The following is a 16,069-nucleotide window of genomic DNA, read 5'->3' as shown; positions in this document are numbered from 1 at the left end:
AAAAGATATAATAAAATTACTCCAACTTACAGATAACCCTATATCACCAAAAGAAATAGGTATTGACAAAAACCTATTTTATGAAAGTATATTGGATTGTTACAAAATAAGAGACAGATACAGTATATTTAAATTAGCCGTAGATAAAAATAAAATAGAAGATTGTGCCAAAATAATCACAGAAAAAATTTATGGATAAATAAAAAAACGTACCGTTTAATATTCGGTACGTTTATACTCTTAATACATTTATTTCATTATCCAAATATCTTTTATAAATATTATCATTCAATTCCTTTCCTGTTATAATAACATCAATCTCTGTAATATCACATACACGGGTAAAAGAAAATTTTTCAAATTTAGAATGATCACACAAAAGTATCTTCTGCATCCCTTTCTTTACTCCAAGTTTCTTAACCGATACCTCTTCCATATTTGTAATCATACATCCACCGCTTATACTGATTGAATCAAAGCTCATAAAAGAAACATCCATTATAAGAGAATCCAGATTTTGCTCTGTAAGCAAACCTGAAACCGTAAAAAATCCATGGCGTAAAATCCCCCCTGTCATAATAACTTGTAGGTCTTTTGCCCCAGACAAACGAGAAGCAATCTTTATGTCATTTGTAATGACTTGAATATCCTTATATTCGGACATAAAACCTGTCATTTCCGTAACAGTTGTACTTGAATCCATATAAATGGTTTGATTGGGTTTTATAAAATCCAATGCAGCTTTGGCAATACGTATTTTTTCTTCTATATTATATGATTGTTTTTGATAATAAGGCATTTCAAAACTATTACCTGGATTAATTTTACTTATCCCGCCTCTTGTAAGATTTACCTTTCCCTGTACGTTTAAATCTCGTAAGTCTCTGTAAATTGTAGCTCTTGATACATCAAGTATTTTTTCCAATTCATTCACACTTACATATCCTTTGTTTTCTACAATTTCAAGTATTTTCTCAAATCTCGCAACTTGTATCATCTGATATAAACCTCTTATACATTTATTGTTTTCTCAAATTATATCATTTAATTGTTTTCTTTTCAACCTATAAAAACCCTTTATTTAAAAGATTTATTAATTTATATATGCATTTTTAGAATTAGTATATTTGATACAAAATGAAATTTTTTAATATTTTTTGTATCAAACTATTGCATTTATTCTCATATTGTGTTATATTCTACTCAAGAAAAGAGAAAGGAGAAAAAAATGAAATTAAATCCTTCAATAGCATCTTCAAATACTTTAAATATAAAAGAAGAACTCGATAAATTGAAAGAATGGCCTTTACTTCATCTTGACATTGAAGACAGCAGTTTTAGTCCAAACATAACATTTGGAATAAAAACAGCTAATTTAATATCAAAATATGTTCACCAAAAAGAGATTGATGCACATCTTGTCGTAAAAGAACCTCTTCAATTTGTTGAGAATTTATCAAAACTAAATATAAAATCTATAAGCTGTCATATAGAACCTTTATTGTATCCTTTAGAATTTATTAATCTTGCAAAAAAATGCAAATTTGAAAATATAGGTTTTGCATTAAACATATCTACACCTATAAGTTATTTAAAACCTTTTTTAAATGATATAAATTATATAATTTTAATGACTGCAGAGCCTGATAATAAAGGAGCGGCTTTTTATGAACCTGTAATCGAAAAAATAAAAGAAGCAAAGGAAGTCCTACCTTCTCACGTAAAGATATGGGTAGACGGAGGACTATCAAAAGAAACAATAGAAAAAATAAAAGATCTTGATATAGATACAGCCGTTGTAGGAAGATATGTTTTTTCAAGTGAAAATTATATAAGTGCATTAGAAGAATACTCTTCTTAAAATATATGCAAATAAAACTTTAATCCAATTAAATACTAAGGAGGAAATAAAATGAGTTGGACAAAAGAAATCTTTAATGTAGAAAAACCTATTATTGCAATGTGCCATTTACCTGCACTTCCATCAGATCCCGGATTTGATAAAGAAGGAGGGATGGAAAAAGTAATCGAAAAAGCCAGAAGAGAATTTTTAGCACTACAAGATGGAGGAGTAGACGGTGTAATGTTCTCAAATGAATTCAGTTTACCATATTTAACAAAAGTAGAAACTCCCACTGTAGCGGCTATGGCTTACATAATAGGAAGATTAATGCCTGATATAAAAATACCTTATGGTGTAAACTGTTTATGGGATCCTATTGCATCTCTTGATTTAGCTGTATCTGTTGGGGCTAAATTTATAAGAGAAATTATAAGCGGCGTTTATGCTTCTGACTTCGGACTTTGGAATACAAATGCAGGGGAAACTGTAAGACACCAATATAAAATCGGTGCAGAAAACGTTAAACTTCTTTATAATATTGTTCCGGAAGCTGCAGTTTATTTAGCTGAAAGACCGATTGAATCAATAGCAAAATCTACTGTATTTAACCATAAGCCTGATGCACTTTGTGTTTCTGGACTTACGGCAGGATCTCCAACAGATACTCAAACATTAATGAAAGTTAAAAATGCAGTACCTGATACAATAGTTTTATGTAATACAGGATGTAACAAAAATAATATAATTGAACAACTAAAACATGCAGATGGTGCTGTTGTAGCAACAACATTCAAAGTTGACGGTAAATTCGAAAATGAAGTAGACGGACAAAGAGTAAAAGAGTTTATGGATATAGTTAAAGAATACAGAAAAACATTATAAAACATAAAGTCCTATGTTATAAAACATAGGACTTTTGCATATACAAAATAAAAATAAATTTAACAAACAATGAAAAATCTGATATATATTAAATGTACTACATTCAGGCATAAGAAAAACATCCTTAAACTTGGTAAAAAAACTTCATTCGAAGCAAAACATTTCACGGTCATGAAAAAACTGAAAAATCTAATTTAACAATTTTAAAACTTTATTTAATCTTAGGTTATAATATTATAGGGAAAATAATATTTAGCTCTTCCTCTTTTAAATATTTTATATTTATAAATTATTGACTTTTATATCATACTTTATTATAATAATAAAGCATGATAAATGGTCCGTTAGCTCAGCTGGTAGAGCACCTGACTCTTAATCAGGGTGTCCAGGGTTCGATCCCCTGACGGATCACCATTTATGAATTTTATGTCTTGAGATAATCTCAAGATTTTTTTATTTTATAAAAAAAATACATTTATGAAAAACATAAATGTATTTTTATTATTATCTTTCCTATTTCCTATTCGGCAGCCTCGATTTCTTTTGCTTTTTTAACCGCATCATCAATCGTTCCCACAAGTAAAAATGCAGCTTCCGGCAAATCATCATGTTTACCCTGTAAAATTTCTTTAAACCCTCTGAGAGTTTCAGAAATCGGAACATACGCACCCTTAAGTCCAGTAAATTGCTCAGCAACATGGAATGGTTGAGATAAAAATCTTTCGATTTTTCTTGCTCTTCCTACAATAAGCTTATCTTCTTCACTCAATTCTTCCATACCCAAAATTGCAATAATATCCTGAAGTTCTTTATATCTTTGAAGTATTTCCTGAACTCCTCTTGCAATTTGATAGTGTTCCTCTCCTACTACTTTAGGATCCAAAATTCTACTTGTAGATTCAAGAGGATCAACAGCAGGATATATACCTTTTTCACTTATTGCTCTCGAAAGTACCGTTGTAGCATCCAAATGAGCAAAAGTCGTTGCAGGAGCAGGGTCAGTTAAGTCATCGGCAGGTACGTATACCGCTTGAACCGACGTAATAGAACCGCTTTTTGTGGAAGTGATTCTTTCTTGCAATGCACCCATTTCAGTTGCAAGGGTTGGTTGATAACCTACGGCCGAAGGCATCCTTCCAAGCAATGCGGAAACTTCACTTCCCGCTTGAGTAAATCTGAAGATGTTATCAATAAATAAAAGTACGTCTTGATTTTCTTCATCTCTGAAATATTCTGCCATGGTAAGTCCAGTAAGTGCAACTCTCATTCTTGCTCCCGGTGGCTCATTCATTTGCCCAAAGCATAATGAGGTTTTTTCCAAAACTCCCGATTCTTTCATTTCATAATACAGGTCATTTCCTTCCCTTGTTCTTTCACCTACACCGGCAAAAACGGAAAGTCCACCATGTTCTGTTGCAATATTACTTATAAGTTCCTGTATTAATACCGTTTTACCAACACCGGCACCACCGAAAAGACCGATTTTACCACCTTTTGTGTAAGGACAAATCAAATCGACAACTTTAATACCGGTTTCAAATACTTCAGGAACCGTTTGTTGTTGTTCAAAAGAAGGAGGATCTCTGTGTATAGGTGAAAGTTTAACATCTTCCAAATCCATTTCTTTCCCGTCAATGGCATGCCCCAAAACATTAACCATTCTTCCGAGAGTTTTTTCGCCTACGGGAACCATTATAGGATTTCCCGTTGCTACTGCTCCCATTCCTCTTATAAGACCGTCTGTGGTATCCATCGCAATACATCTTACGGTATTGTCACCAATATGTTCACTTACTTCTATTATAAGTTCTTCCCCACCGTTATCTATTCTTATTGCCTCATTCAATTTAGGTAAATCACCTTCGTTGAATTGAACGTCAACAACAGGTCCTACAACTTGAACTATTTTTCCTTTTTTATTTTCCATAGGATTTTATATCTCCTTTTAATTCATCTGACTAATATTTCTTATGTCTAGAAATACCTTCATACGTATTTGCTAAATCTATTCTAACTAAAGCTTTTTTCAACTTATGTTCTGCATGAACAAATTCTTGACGATTATATTTGCTCGAATGAAGTTTTTCCTCGGCTCTTCTCTTAGCCTCTTCAGCTCTTTGAATGTCGACTTCTTCAGGCCACAAAGCATCATCTGTCACAACCAAAATTTTATTGTTTTCTATCAAAACACTGCCACCGAATAATGTAGCCTCTTTCTTTACTCCCTCTAAATCGGTTATATGCATAATACCTATATCCGCAAGAGTCATCGTCGGTACATGATTTCGAAGTACAGTCATCTCTCCTCCGGTTGCTCTAAAAGTAAACTTCTCAACATAATCTTTAAAAAAAGTCCTTGTAGGAGTAGCAATTTCCAAATGTAAATTTTCATCATTCATAATACATACCTCCTATTTTAAAGCCTCTGCTCCGGATACAATTTCAATAAGTTCATTGGTTATACTGGTTTGTCTGGCAGAATTATATCTTATTTCCAATTCATCCAAAAGTTCGTTTGCATTGTCGGTTGCGGCACTCATAGCCATTCTTCTTGATGCCTCTTCTCCGGCATGATTCTCAATCATTGCTCCGTATAGCAAACTTGTAATATACTGAGGAACCAATTCTTCAAGAAGTTCATCACCGCCCGGCTCAATCACAAGCTCACTTTTTACAGGAGTACCATCACTGTTATTTGCCCTTCTTGATATAGGAAGAACGGTAGCGCTTAATACACCTTGCGATACAACAGAGTTAAATTTTGAATAAATCAATTTTACCTCTTTAACATCCTCTTTACTTGTATAAAGATTTATAACGGTACCGATAATTTTCTTCGCAACGCCATAATTCGGATCGTCACTTATACCTATATACTCCCCGACAACGTCATAATCGTTTTTCTTGAAATAATCTGCTCCTTTTGCTCCAATGGCAAAAATATAAGCATTATCTTTATCTTCCCCGATTTCATTTACAGCCTCTTTAATAACAGAAGAGTTAAACCCTCCCGCAAGACCTTTATCACCGCTTAAAATAACATATATATTTTTCTTTGCATCTTTTCTTAAATTAAAATAAATATTGTTAATATAAGAAGTATACTTTGCTATTCTAAGAAGAAGTTGATATGTCGCATCAGTATAATGACTTCGGCTTATTGCTCTTTCTTTTGCTTTTCTGAGTTTAGAACTTGCAACCAATTCCATAGCCTTAGTTATTTGCTTTGTGCTTGAGACACTTTTCATCCTTCTTTTAATGTCCGCCATATTTTCAGCCATAACTTACAGCTCCTTATTCTCGACCATTCAAAAAGATACTTTTGTAGTCGTTAATTAGTTTTGAAATTTCTTCTTTTAAGTCTTCATCAAAACCTTTGGCTACCTTGATTTTATCTAGAGTAGCCGGAGAATTTGCATGGGCATATTCAACCAATCCCTTTTCAAATTCTTTTATATCATCAACCTTGACATCTTTGGCAAAATTATTCGTTATGGCGTAAATAACAAGCACCTGTTCTTCAACTTTCATAGGAGAATACTGTTCTTGTTTTAGCATTTCTACGATTCTTTTACCCTTCTCAAGGCTGGCTTTTGTAGATTTATCCAAGTCCGAACCAAACTGTGCAAAGGATGCAAGCTCTCTGTACTGTGCATATTCGATTCTAAGAGGTCCGCCTACCTTTTTCATACTGCTGATTTGAGCAGCACCACCTACTCTTGAAACAGAAATACCGGGATTTACCGCAGGTCTTACTCCGGCATGGAAAAGTTCACTTTCAAGGAATATCTGTCCATCTGTAATAGAAATTACATTTGTAGGTATATATGCCGATATATCTCCAGCTTGAGTTTCTATTATAGGAAGTGCAGTTATGGAACCTCCCTTTTCAAGCCTTGCAGCTCTTTCAAGAAGTCTTGAATGCAAATAGAATACATCCCCCGGATAAGCTTCTCTTCCCGGTGGTCTACGAAGAAGTAAAGTCATTGAACGATATGCTACCGCATGCTTACTCAAATCATCGTAAACAATCAATACGTCTTTACCCTTGTCCATAAAATATTCGGCTATAGCACATCCTGAATAAGGCGCAAGATATTGAAGCGGAGCCATTTCACTTGCAGTTGCGCATACAACCGTAGTATAGTCCATTGCTCCGTACTCTTCCAGTGTACCCACAATTTGTGCAACCGTACTGGCTTTTTGTCCTATAGCAACATATACACAAATTACGTCTTCATCCTTTTGATTTAATATTGTATCAACCGCTAAAGCTGTCTTACCGGTTTGTCTGTCACCGATAATAAGCTCTCTTTGCCCTCTTCCTATAGGAATTAAAGAGTCTATGGCTTTATATCCTGTTTGTAAAGGAACAGTTACACTTTTTCTTTCTATTACACCGCTTGCTTTTACATCAGCTCTTCTGTAATCTTCTGCAACAATATTCCCCTTTCCGTCAATAGGTGCACCCAGAGCATTTACAACTCTTCCGATAACATTTTCACCTACGGGAACACTCATAATTTTACCTGTGCATTTTACAGTATCTCCTTCAAGTATGTCAGTATCGTCTCCCAAAAGAACACAACCGACATTATCTTCTTCTAGATTAAGAACCATACCATAAACGTCGTGGGGGAACAAAATAAGTTCACCCATCATCGCACCGTCCAAACCATGAACTCTGGCAATACCATCTCCTACGCTTAAAATAGTACCGACAGAAGTCGTTTCTATTTTTTTGTCATAGTTTTTTATTTGCTCTTTTATTATTCTACTGATTTCTTCGGGTTTTAAATTCATTTTTATTTCCCTTCTTAAACTATCTTTGTTTCTTTCAACTGTCTTTTGATTGTATCAAGCTCATTTTTTACCGATAAATCTATCATATTACCGTCAATATACAAAACAATACCGCCTATAATATCTTTATCTACCTTTTCGGTTAAAATGATATCTTTATTAAATTTATCGGTAAGTTTATTCTTTAAACTAAGTTTCATCTCGTCACTAAGTTTAACGGCACTTACAACCTCTACATTTAAAATACCTTTATCTTTTAAATATAAATCTTTAAAATTTAAATAAATAAGCTTGATTTCTGCAATCCTGTTTTTATCAATTAACAAATTAATAAAATTCTTAAGTAAAATATTATCTTTACTGTCAAAAATATTTTTAAGCACATTCTTTTTGTCTTCTTTTTTTACTGTTTCGTTAATAAGTAATTTATAAAGATTTTCATTACTTCCAATCAAATCATAAAATAATGTAAAATCATTATAAACACTGTCAGTCATACCCTCTTCGGCACACAGTAAAGACAGAGAATATGCATATCTGTAAGAAGCATTACTCATAATCAACCTCATCCAAACTTTCGATAGCTTTTTTAATCAAAGCTTCATCTGTATCTTTATCGAGTTTTGCGTCTATAACCTTATTTGTTATATCAAAAGAAATATCAATAATTTGATCTTTCATCTCTTTCATTGCAGTTTCTTTTGCATTTTCAATATCTTTTTTAGATTTAGCTTTAATCTTCCTTGCTTCCTCATTTGCTTCAGAAATGATATTTTCTTTTATTTCTTTAGCTTCTTTGGTAGCTTCATTAGTAATAGCTAAAGCTTCTTCATTGATACTTTTTACTTTCTTTTCATATTCCTGCTTTAAAGCGTTTGCTTTTAAATTTTCATTTTCCGCTTTGTCAAATTCTTCGGTTATAATACTTTGTCTTTTATCAATAATTCCAACGACTTTATCGTAAAAGAATTTCTTTACCAAAATAAAGAATAGTAAAAATACTGCACCCTGAATTAACATTTGATAAAGCATTTCAGTTGAAAAGTTTATTAATGATCCAGCTAGCATATAATCACCACCTTACCTTTATTATCGTTATTTTGTTTAGCTAAAAGGTTTAACAAATAATAAAATTAAAGCGATAACCAAACAATAAATAGCTGAAGTTTCCGCAACAGCACAACCTGTTAATAATGTTTTTAATATTGTTCCTTCTGCTTCCGGTTGTCTTGCAACTGATTCACAAGCTTTACCTGTTGCATTACCTTGTCCAACCCCGGTACCTAAAGCACCTATCATTGCAAGACCGGCACCTATTGCTGAACATGCTAAAATTAAATCACTTCCTGAAATATTCATTATTACTTCCTCCTTGAATAAAAAAGCATTTTTCTATTTTTATATTTTATCCGATTAAAAATCGGGTAAAGACAATTTATTCTTCATCCATTGCGGATGAAATGAATACCATCGATAACATACAGAATATAAATGTTTGAAGTATTCCGGCAAACCAGTCAAAGTAACCGTGACAGAATGCTACAAAGAATGATGGTATCAATAGTAATATGGCAATAATTCTAACAATCTTATTTTCCGTAAACTTGTTTGATTTTCCAAAACATAAATAAAGACATAAAATCAACGATGTAAAGAAAACAAACATTGCAACTTTTGCAGAACCGACAAATATAGAATATACCAATGATAGTATTATAAGTCCACCTGTAATATTACCGAATAGACGGAAACCGAGGGAAACAGGATTCGCTATTTCACCAATAATATTTATAGGTAAAAATAAAAATACCGGTTCTGTAAAACCTTTTAAATATTTTTTTATACCTTTTGTTTTTAATCCATAATACTGGGTTAATACAAAAGTTATAATTCCAAGTGTAAGTGTTGTAGCCAAATCTGCAGTAGGAGGTCTTACTATTCCAAGGAATACAAAACTACTTAAATTTGCAATAAGCAAGAAAGCAGCCAAGGCAAAAAAGTATGGTGCAAAACCAATGTTTCTCTTACCCATAGTACTGCTTACAAAATCTCTGCAAGCACTTACCAAATATTCAGCAATAACTTGTCTTTTAGAATTTGGTCTAAGTTCAAGACCTTTTGCCAAATACATTAAAAAAACGAAGGTTAAAGCTAAAATAATTACAGTCCAAATAATTGTATTAGATATAGGTATTTTGCCGATGTTAAAAATATTATCAACAGTACTAATACTTACATTCATTTTCTCTTCTCCATTTTTTATTACTTGTTTTTTAAACTAATAAGGTTATAAACATATAACACAACCCTAAAGGATAACAACCCTATTATTAGTCCTATTACATTTATTTCTATCCACTTATTAGCAACAAGAAAAACTAATACCAGTATCAAGAGTACTTTTCTTATGGCAGCATGTAAATTTGCATAATTTACGGCACTGTCTTTATCCATCTTTATTGCCGCTTTCAAATCATTGAACAACATCCAATGAAATATAATAGCAACGAGAGATCCTGATATTATTCCAAGAATTATACTCCCATCTAATTTAAAAAGCAATACAAAAACTATAAAAATAAAATTTAAAATCAAAGTAAATACACTGATTTGAATCTGTTCTTTTTGTAAATCTTCAATAGTAAAATTCTCGTTATTTCCCTTATTCATTTTAAACCTCATTATTTGTATTGCTTATATGGTGGTTTGCTTTTGCAAACCACCAATGTATTTTATTTTTTCATTACATTTTTAAGAATATAATACATATTCCTAATGGCTGCCAAAATACCAAGAAATAAAAATATCAACGTCCAGATATTGCCCGTTTGAAACTTTGCATCTAAGAATTTTCCAAAAAACAGACATAAAACTATTGTTACAACAATAGTAATGCCAAGCTGAAAAAATATAGCCAAAGCCTTTGCAATACTTGAAACATCATTATTTTTATTATTTTCCGCCATATTTAACAACCTCAACTCCTGCTTCTTTTAATAATTCCATACTAAATTCATCAGGATAATTACCTTTATATACAATTCTTTTAATACCTGCGTTTATCAACATCTTTGAACAAAGAATACACGGCGAATCCGTAATATATATATCCGCCCCGTCAACACTAACTCCCATGGTTGCAGCCGAAATCAAAGCATTCTGTTCTGCATGAGTTGCCCTGCAAAGCTCGTGTCTTTCTCCGCTTTTAATATTGTTTTTAAGCCTAACACAGGTGTCTTTTGTGCAGTGAGCAAGCCCTCTTGGAGCTCCGTTGTAACCCGTTGAAATAATTCTGTTGTTTTTTACTATAATAGCACCGACCTGCCTTCTTATACAGGTCGAACGGGTTTTTACAACTTCCAACATTTCCATGAAATATTCATCCCAAGAAGGTCTTCTGTCTACATTATCCATTATTTCTTTTTCCTGTTATTTATATACTTTTTCTTCGTAAGCTTTTACTTTATTAATTCTATTTTCGTGTCTTCCACCTAAAAATTCTTTTTCATTTAAATATGTTCTTAAAATTTCCGCAGCAAGTTCAGGACCTGTAATTCTTCCGCCAAGAACTATGATGTTTGCATTGTTATGTTGTTTGCACATCTTTGCAGAAAAACAATCAGTACAATGAGCTGCTCTTACACCTTTAACTTTGTTTGCAGCAATACTGATTCCTATGCCTGTTCCGCATATTAATATACCTCTGTCAAATTCACCAGCCGCAACAGCTTCTCCAACTTTAATCGCATAATCAGGATAATCAACACTGTCAGATGAATCCGTACCGTAATCGATAAAATCATATCCTTCTTTTTTAAATGTTTCAATTAAAAATTGTTTTAGTTCGTAACCGCCATGGTCACTTGCAATAACTATTTTCATATTATTTACTCCTTATAAAATTTATATTTATAAAAACTGTATACAGTTTTTTATAAGCTGTTTTAAATATTTATCATACTGCCTGATGCAGCCTTCAAAAGCCTGTTCATATAAGCAAGCCCGATTCCTTTTGATTCAAAGGCCTGAACATATATGACATTTAAATTTTCCTTATCCATCTCCCTTAAAAGATAATATAGATTTTTGCTTGCTTGCTCTATATTATTCCCAAGAGACCTACAAATTATATTTTTGTTGTTTATATTGGTTAAAAAATCATCCAAACCGATAAAACCGATTTTATCTTTATCAATATCATTCAAATATTTTTCTATAGCACCTTTTGTACCATTCAAAACTATAACTTTTGTATTTGGCTTATAATGTTCGTATTTCATCCCCGGAGACTTTGGAAGTAAAGCATCCTCTTTATTATAACCGTAAACCTTTTTACCAATAACCGATTCTATTTCTTCAACTGTTATTTTCCCGGGTCTTAAAAGTTTTATTTCCTCTCCCGAAACATCAAGAACAGTAGACTCAAGTCCTATGGCAGAATTTTTTGAGCAAAGTATCATATCTACTTTACCGTTTAACTCCTCAATTAAATATTTTTTACTGGTAATACTAGGTCTTTTTGAAATATTTGCGCTGGGCGCTGCTATAGGAACCCCACACGCTTTTATAAAAGCATTGGCTTCTTTGTCACTCGGCATCCTTATTCCGACTGTATCCAAGTTATTTGACACACTATTTGGAATCCTTTGAGACTTCTTCATTATAAGGGTCAAAGGCCCCGGAAAAAACTTATCAATGAGCTTTTTCGCATCTTCGCTCACCGAAACAACAAGATTTTTAATCATCTCGGTATCGCTTATATGAACAATCAAAGGATTATCGGAAGGTCTGTTTTTTGCTTTGAAAATTTTTTTTACAGCATCATCGTCATAAGCATTTGCACCAAGCCCATAAACGGTTTCTGTAGGAAACACAACCGTTCCTCCGTCATGTATAACCTTAGACGCCTCAGAAAAAATACCTATTAAATTTTCGTTATTTTCCAAATCATAAATCTTGGTTTGCATTTCTCTTTTCCTCAAAACAAAATATATGTATATTATATCACTTATTTATCAAAATACATATTTTTTTGTATAAATAAAATACAAAAACCTCAATTTAAAAGGGCGTCAACTTTCCATAAAAGTCTACACCCCCGTAAGATAATATTTATTGATTTCAAATAATAAACATAATTTTTTAACACTCAAGTTAAAAAATATTTACAAAATCTCCCGATACTTAAATTATATATATAATTCTTAAAATAACCTTAGAAAACACATTTTAATATTTTTTATTTCAATATTTTAAGAATTAACTTAGCCTCATCCATAATGTTCTTAAGGCTCCTTTTGTTTAGTATATTTACAACTTCAACAACATGCATCGGTTCATGAATAACATAATCTGCTCCGGCTTTAATCAGAGATTCGCCCCCTCTGAAACCCCAACCACAACCTATTGAAAAAGCTCTGGCATTTTTTGCAATCTGAATATCCACTTCACTGTCTCCTATAAACACAACTTCGTCATGATGAATATCCAAAGTCTGCATAAGTTGATTACATGAAGCAGGATTCGGTTTCAATGGAAATCCCGAATCTGCGGCAATAATATGTTTAAATTCAATATCGCCAAAAAATTCATTTAATAGCGGAATAAGCAATCTAGAAGGTTTATTCGTAATAACACATAAATCAATTCCTTTTTTTCTCAAAGCTCTTAGTGCATGCCTTATATTCTTGTAAGGAGTACAGTTCTCATTATAATGTTTGGAATAATGATATTGCACTTCCACGTCCATTTCATGGAGCAGCTGCGGATCATTCATACTCTTTGGAGTAACAGTATTTATCATATCATAACAGCTTCCTCCGAATACATTCTTATACTCTTCTATGGGCACTTCTTCAAAACCGTGAGTTTTAAGAACATGGTTAATACTATTTGCCGTATCCACCAAAGTATCCATTAACGTTCCATCAAAATCAAATACTGCAGCTTTTATCATAATCTCACCTCTATATATTATTTAAATTATTAACCAAATCAATTATCTCTTTTGGTGTATCTACTATATATTTTGCTCCGGTTTCTTTAAGCTCACTTACAGGTCTAAACCCCCAGCTTACTCCGATAATCTCCTTTATGTTTCCGTTAATTGCCGTTTGCATATCGACATTACTGTCTCCCACATATATACATTCATCACATTTAACGCCCAGTTCATTTATCACATAATCTATACACTCTTTGCTCGGCTTTACAGGAAACCTATCCGTTTTACCTAAAACAACACTGAAAGGAAATTCCCCGTAAACTTTCTTTAACATAGGAACCGTAAATTCGTGTCCTTTATTTGTAAGAACTCCGACTTTTATGTCTTGTTCCAAAAAATAATTCAACATCTTCTCAATACCGTCAAAAGCTTTTGTATTATCCATATAATGTTTTCCGTAATAATCATTAAATTCATCAAATATTTTTAATATAACTTCTTCGTCCTCTTTTTTATCCTCCGGAAGCATTCTTATACACAAATTCTTAATACCGCTACCGACGAAAAAACGATATTTGTCTTTTTCATGTTCTGGATAACCGTTCTTTTTGAGAACGTAATTACCTGCATTTGCCAAGTCAGTCAAAGTATCTATTATCGTACCATCCAAGTCAAAAATTGCTGCTTTTATCAATGTTAAATCTCCTAATCTTTAATACAAAATATTTAAATTTTTACTATTTATCAGATTAATAATTTAATCTAAAACATAAAATCAAAAATCCCACATCATATCACTTAAATATATAATAAAAATTTCAAACGATTTTATGATTTCATTATAGCAAAATATAAGTATTTTTACAAAATAAAAATACTATCATTACGATATGTGAAAGCAAAAAATTAAACCCAAACCCAATGTTGATGATATTTTGCATTGCAATTTCACAACAAAATAGCAATATTTAATTTTTAATTTTGCGAAAACCCTTATTTTAATGTTAATTTTTATTTAAAAAAGTTGGCACGATTTTTGCATTATATTTAATAAAACCAAACTACCCAAAATAATCAAAAAAGGAAGGTATTTTATTATGGCACTAATGACAGGTAAAGAATATATAGAAAGCATACGAAAATTAAATCTGCAAGTATATATGTTCGGTGAAAAAATCGAAAATCCGGTAGATAATCCAATTCTTCGACCTTCACTCAACTCGGTACGAGCCACATATGATTTGGCTCAAATGCCGGAATATGAAGATTTAATGACAGTAACTCTCAAAGACGGAAGAAAAATTAACAGATTCACCAATATACACAGAAACGCAGATGATTTAGTAAAAAAAGTAAAAATGCAAAGGCTATGCGGACAAAAGACAGCAGCTTGTTTTCAAAGATGTGTAGGAATGGATGCTTTTAACGCAGTATATAGCACAACATACGAAACAGATAAAGCATACGGAACACATTATCATGAAAACTTTAAAAAGTTTCTAAGATACTGCCAAGACAAAGATTTAGTAATTGACGGAGCAATGACCGACCCTAAAGGGGACAGAGGTCTTTCACCTTCACAACAAGAAGATCCCGATTTATATTTAAGAGTTGTAGAACAAAGAGAAGACGGGATAGTAGTAAGAGGCGCAAAAGCACACCAAACAGGTATGGTAAACTCACATGAAGTACTGGTAATGCCTACGGTAAACATGACCAAAGAAGATAAAGAATATGCAGTCTCATTCGCAGTACCTACCGATACGGAAGGTATATTAATGATAGTAGGAAGACAATCATGCGATACAAGAAAATTGGAAGATTCAAATATGGATGTAGGAAATGCAGAATTCGGAGGAATGGAAGCGCTTGTAATATTTGACGATGTATTTGTACCAAATGACAGAATCTTTTTAAACGGAGAATATGATTTTTCAGGAATGCTCGTTGAAAGATTTGCGGGATATCACAGACAATCTTACGGAGGATGCAAAGTAGGTGTGGGCGATGTATTAATAGGTGCTGCTGCAGTAGCGGCAGATTACAACGGCGCAGCCAGAGCTTCTCATATAAAAGACAAGTTAATCGAAATGACCCACCTAAACGAAACACTTTACAGCTGCGGTATAGCATGCTCGGCAGAAGGGCATGAAACAGAATCGGGCAACTATTTAATTGACTTGCTTCTTGCCAATGTTTGCAAACAAAATGTAACAAGATTCCCTTACGAAATAGCAAGGCTAGCTGAAGACATCGCCGGAGGAATTATGGTAACAGCACCGTCAGAAAAAGACTTGAAAGATCCTGTTGTAGGTAAATATGTTGAAAAATATCTCAAGGGTGTAGCATCTGTATCGACTGAAGACAGACTCAGAATTTTAAGGCTTATCGAAAATCTAACCCTTGGTACAGCAGCAGTAGGTTACAGAACGGAATCTCTTCACGGTGCAGGTTCTCCTCAAGCACAAAGAATAATGATAGCAAGACAAGGAAACTTGAATATGAAAAAGGAACTTGCGAAAAAACTTGCAGGAATAGAAGAATAAATTTACAAACATTTTGTACTGATTTCTTTTCTTAACCTCTGTAAATCAGTA

At 32.7% G+C, this 16,069-nt stretch carries 19 protein-coding genes, 1 tRNA gene and 1 pseudogene; 5 read left to right on the top strand and 16 right to left on the bottom strand.

The annotated features are described in order from the left end of the window. Positions 1 to 199, top strand: a pseudogene (locus QZ357_RS04485) (sn-glycerol-1-phosphate dehydrogenase); the annotation flags it as partial. Between the two features lie 33 nt (positions 200 to 232). Here QZ357_RS04485 and QZ357_RS04480 read toward each other — a convergent pair. Continuing rightward, positions 233 to 997, bottom strand: coding sequence for a DeoR/GlpR family DNA-binding transcription regulator (locus QZ357_RS04480; RefSeq protein WP_290772343.1), 765 nt, complete (start codon positions 995 to 997; stop codon positions 233 to 235). Positions 998 to 1,228: 231 nt separating this feature from the next. Here QZ357_RS04480 and QZ357_RS04475 point away from each other — a divergent pair, with 231 nt between their 5' ends. From QZ357_RS04475 to QZ357_RS04465, 3 genes are all read left to right on the top strand, one after another. Continuing rightward, complete coding sequence (locus QZ357_RS04475) at positions 1,229 to 1,861, top strand: hypothetical protein (protein ID WP_290772340.1); 633 nt, start codon at positions 1,229 to 1,231, stop codon at positions 1,859 to 1,861. Positions 1,862 to 1,912: 51 nt separating this feature from the next. Continuing rightward, a complete protein-coding gene (locus tag QZ357_RS04470; RefSeq protein WP_290772337.1) occupies positions 1,913 to 2,725 on the top strand; it encodes a BtpA/SgcQ family protein in 813 nt (270 codons plus the stop codon). Between the two features lie 338 nt (positions 2,726 to 3,063). Continuing rightward, positions 3,064 to 3,139 (top strand) — tRNA-Lys (locus tag QZ357_RS04465). A 106-nt stretch (positions 3,140 to 3,245) separates the two neighbouring features. On the opposite strand, the gene atpD is transcribed toward QZ357_RS04465, so the two are convergent. The 15 genes from atpD to QZ357_RS04390 all read right to left on the bottom strand — a co-directional run bounded on the left by atpD (position 3,246) and on the right by QZ357_RS04390 (position 14,166). After that, the gene (gene atpD, locus QZ357_RS04460; protein WP_290772334.1) at positions 3,246 to 4,652 is read right to left on the bottom strand and encodes a F0F1 ATP synthase subunit beta; all 1,407 of its coding nucleotides are present in this window, start codon (positions 4,650 to 4,652) and stop codon (positions 3,246 to 3,248) included. 31 nt (positions 4,653 to 4,683) lie between these two features. Beyond that, positions 4,684 to 5,124, bottom strand: a complete 441-nt coding sequence (atpC, locus tag QZ357_RS04455) for an ATP synthase F1 subunit epsilon (protein ID WP_290772331.1) — start codon at positions 5,122 to 5,124, stop codon at positions 4,684 to 4,686. A gap of 12 nt (positions 5,125 to 5,136) precedes the next feature. Next, positions 5,137 to 6,006 (bottom strand): ATP synthase F1 subunit gamma, encoded by an 870-nt coding sequence (gene atpG / locus QZ357_RS04450; protein WP_290772311.1) that lies wholly within the window; start codon positions 6,004 to 6,006, stop codon positions 5,137 to 5,139. A 13-nt stretch (positions 6,007 to 6,019) separates the two neighbouring features. Further along, positions 6,020 to 7,528 carry a F0F1 ATP synthase subunit alpha gene (gene atpA / locus QZ357_RS04445; protein WP_290772308.1) on the bottom strand — a complete coding sequence of 503 codons (1,509 nt, stop codon included), beginning with the start codon at positions 7,526 to 7,528 and terminating at the stop codon, positions 6,020 to 6,022. Positions 7,529 to 7,542: 14 nt separating this feature from the next. Next, positions 7,543 to 8,085, bottom strand: coding sequence for an ATP synthase F1 subunit delta (atpH, locus tag QZ357_RS04440; RefSeq protein ID WP_290772305.1), 543 nt, complete (start codon positions 8,083 to 8,085; stop codon positions 7,543 to 7,545). After that, on the bottom strand, positions 8,078 to 8,596 hold the full coding sequence (gene atpF, locus QZ357_RS04435; protein WP_290772302.1) for a F0F1 ATP synthase subunit B: 519 nt from the start codon (positions 8,594 to 8,596) through the stop codon (positions 8,078 to 8,080). Before atpF ends, atpH begins: the two co-directional genes overlap by 8 nt. Positions 8,597 to 8,632: 36 nt before the next feature. After that, positions 8,633 to 8,887: an ATP synthase F0 subunit C gene (gene atpE, locus QZ357_RS04430; RefSeq protein WP_290772299.1), complete on the bottom strand. Its 255-nt coding sequence runs from the start codon at positions 8,885 to 8,887 to the stop codon at positions 8,633 to 8,635. 76 nt (positions 8,888 to 8,963) lie between these two features. Further along, complete coding sequence (locus tag QZ357_RS04425) at positions 8,964 to 9,770, bottom strand: FoF1 ATP synthase subunit a (RefSeq protein WP_290772296.1); 807 nt, start codon at positions 9,768 to 9,770, stop codon at positions 8,964 to 8,966. Positions 9,771 to 9,790: 20 nt separating this feature from the next. Further along, positions 9,791 to 10,198, bottom strand: coding sequence for an ATP synthase subunit I (locus QZ357_RS04420; RefSeq protein WP_290772294.1), 408 nt, complete (start codon positions 10,196 to 10,198; stop codon positions 9,791 to 9,793). 62 nt (positions 10,199 to 10,260) lie between these two features. After that, on the bottom strand, positions 10,261 to 10,494 hold the full coding sequence (locus QZ357_RS04415; protein WP_290772348.1) for an AtpZ/AtpI family protein: 234 nt from the start codon (positions 10,492 to 10,494) through the stop codon (positions 10,261 to 10,263). Continuing rightward, complete coding sequence (locus QZ357_RS04410; protein WP_290772292.1) at positions 10,481 to 10,942, bottom strand: cytidine/deoxycytidylate deaminase family protein; 462 nt, start codon at positions 10,940 to 10,942, stop codon at positions 10,481 to 10,483. The genes QZ357_RS04415 and QZ357_RS04410 overlap by 14 nt, the downstream gene beginning before the upstream one ends. A gap of 15 nt (positions 10,943 to 10,957) precedes the next feature. Next, positions 10,958 to 11,410, bottom strand: coding sequence for a ribose 5-phosphate isomerase B (gene rpiB / locus QZ357_RS04405; RefSeq protein WP_290772289.1), 453 nt, complete (start codon positions 11,408 to 11,410; stop codon positions 10,958 to 10,960). A gap of 62 nt (positions 11,411 to 11,472) precedes the next feature. Further along, a complete protein-coding gene (locus QZ357_RS04400) occupies positions 11,473 to 12,495 on the bottom strand; it encodes an L-threonylcarbamoyladenylate synthase (RefSeq protein WP_290772286.1) in 1,023 nt (340 codons plus the stop codon). A gap of 272 nt (positions 12,496 to 12,767) precedes the next feature. Beyond that, positions 12,768 to 13,484 (bottom strand): HAD family hydrolase, encoded by a 717-nt coding sequence (locus QZ357_RS04395; protein ID WP_290772283.1) that lies wholly within the window; start codon positions 13,482 to 13,484, stop codon positions 12,768 to 12,770. Positions 13,485 to 13,494: 10 nt separating this feature from the next. Continuing rightward, complete coding sequence (locus tag QZ357_RS04390) at positions 13,495 to 14,166, bottom strand: HAD family hydrolase (RefSeq protein ID WP_290772280.1); 672 nt, start codon at positions 14,164 to 14,166, stop codon at positions 13,495 to 13,497. A 403-nt stretch (positions 14,167 to 14,569) separates the two neighbouring features. On the opposite strand from QZ357_RS04390, the gene QZ357_RS04385 reads away from it, so the two are divergent. Then, entirely contained in the window at positions 14,570 to 16,018 is a 1,449-nt protein-coding gene (locus QZ357_RS04385; RefSeq protein ID WP_290772277.1) for a 4-hydroxyphenylacetate 3-hydroxylase family protein, read from the top strand. The last annotated feature ends 51 nt before the right edge of the window (positions 16,019 to 16,069 follow it).

It is taken from the genome of Anaerofustis sp. (assembly GCF_019420015.1).
Lineage (GTDB): Bacteria > Bacillota > Clostridia > Eubacteriales > Anaerofustaceae > Anaerofustis.
Note: the sequence above shows the minus strand (reverse complement) of the source record. Positions and strands in the feature narration are given on the sequence as shown.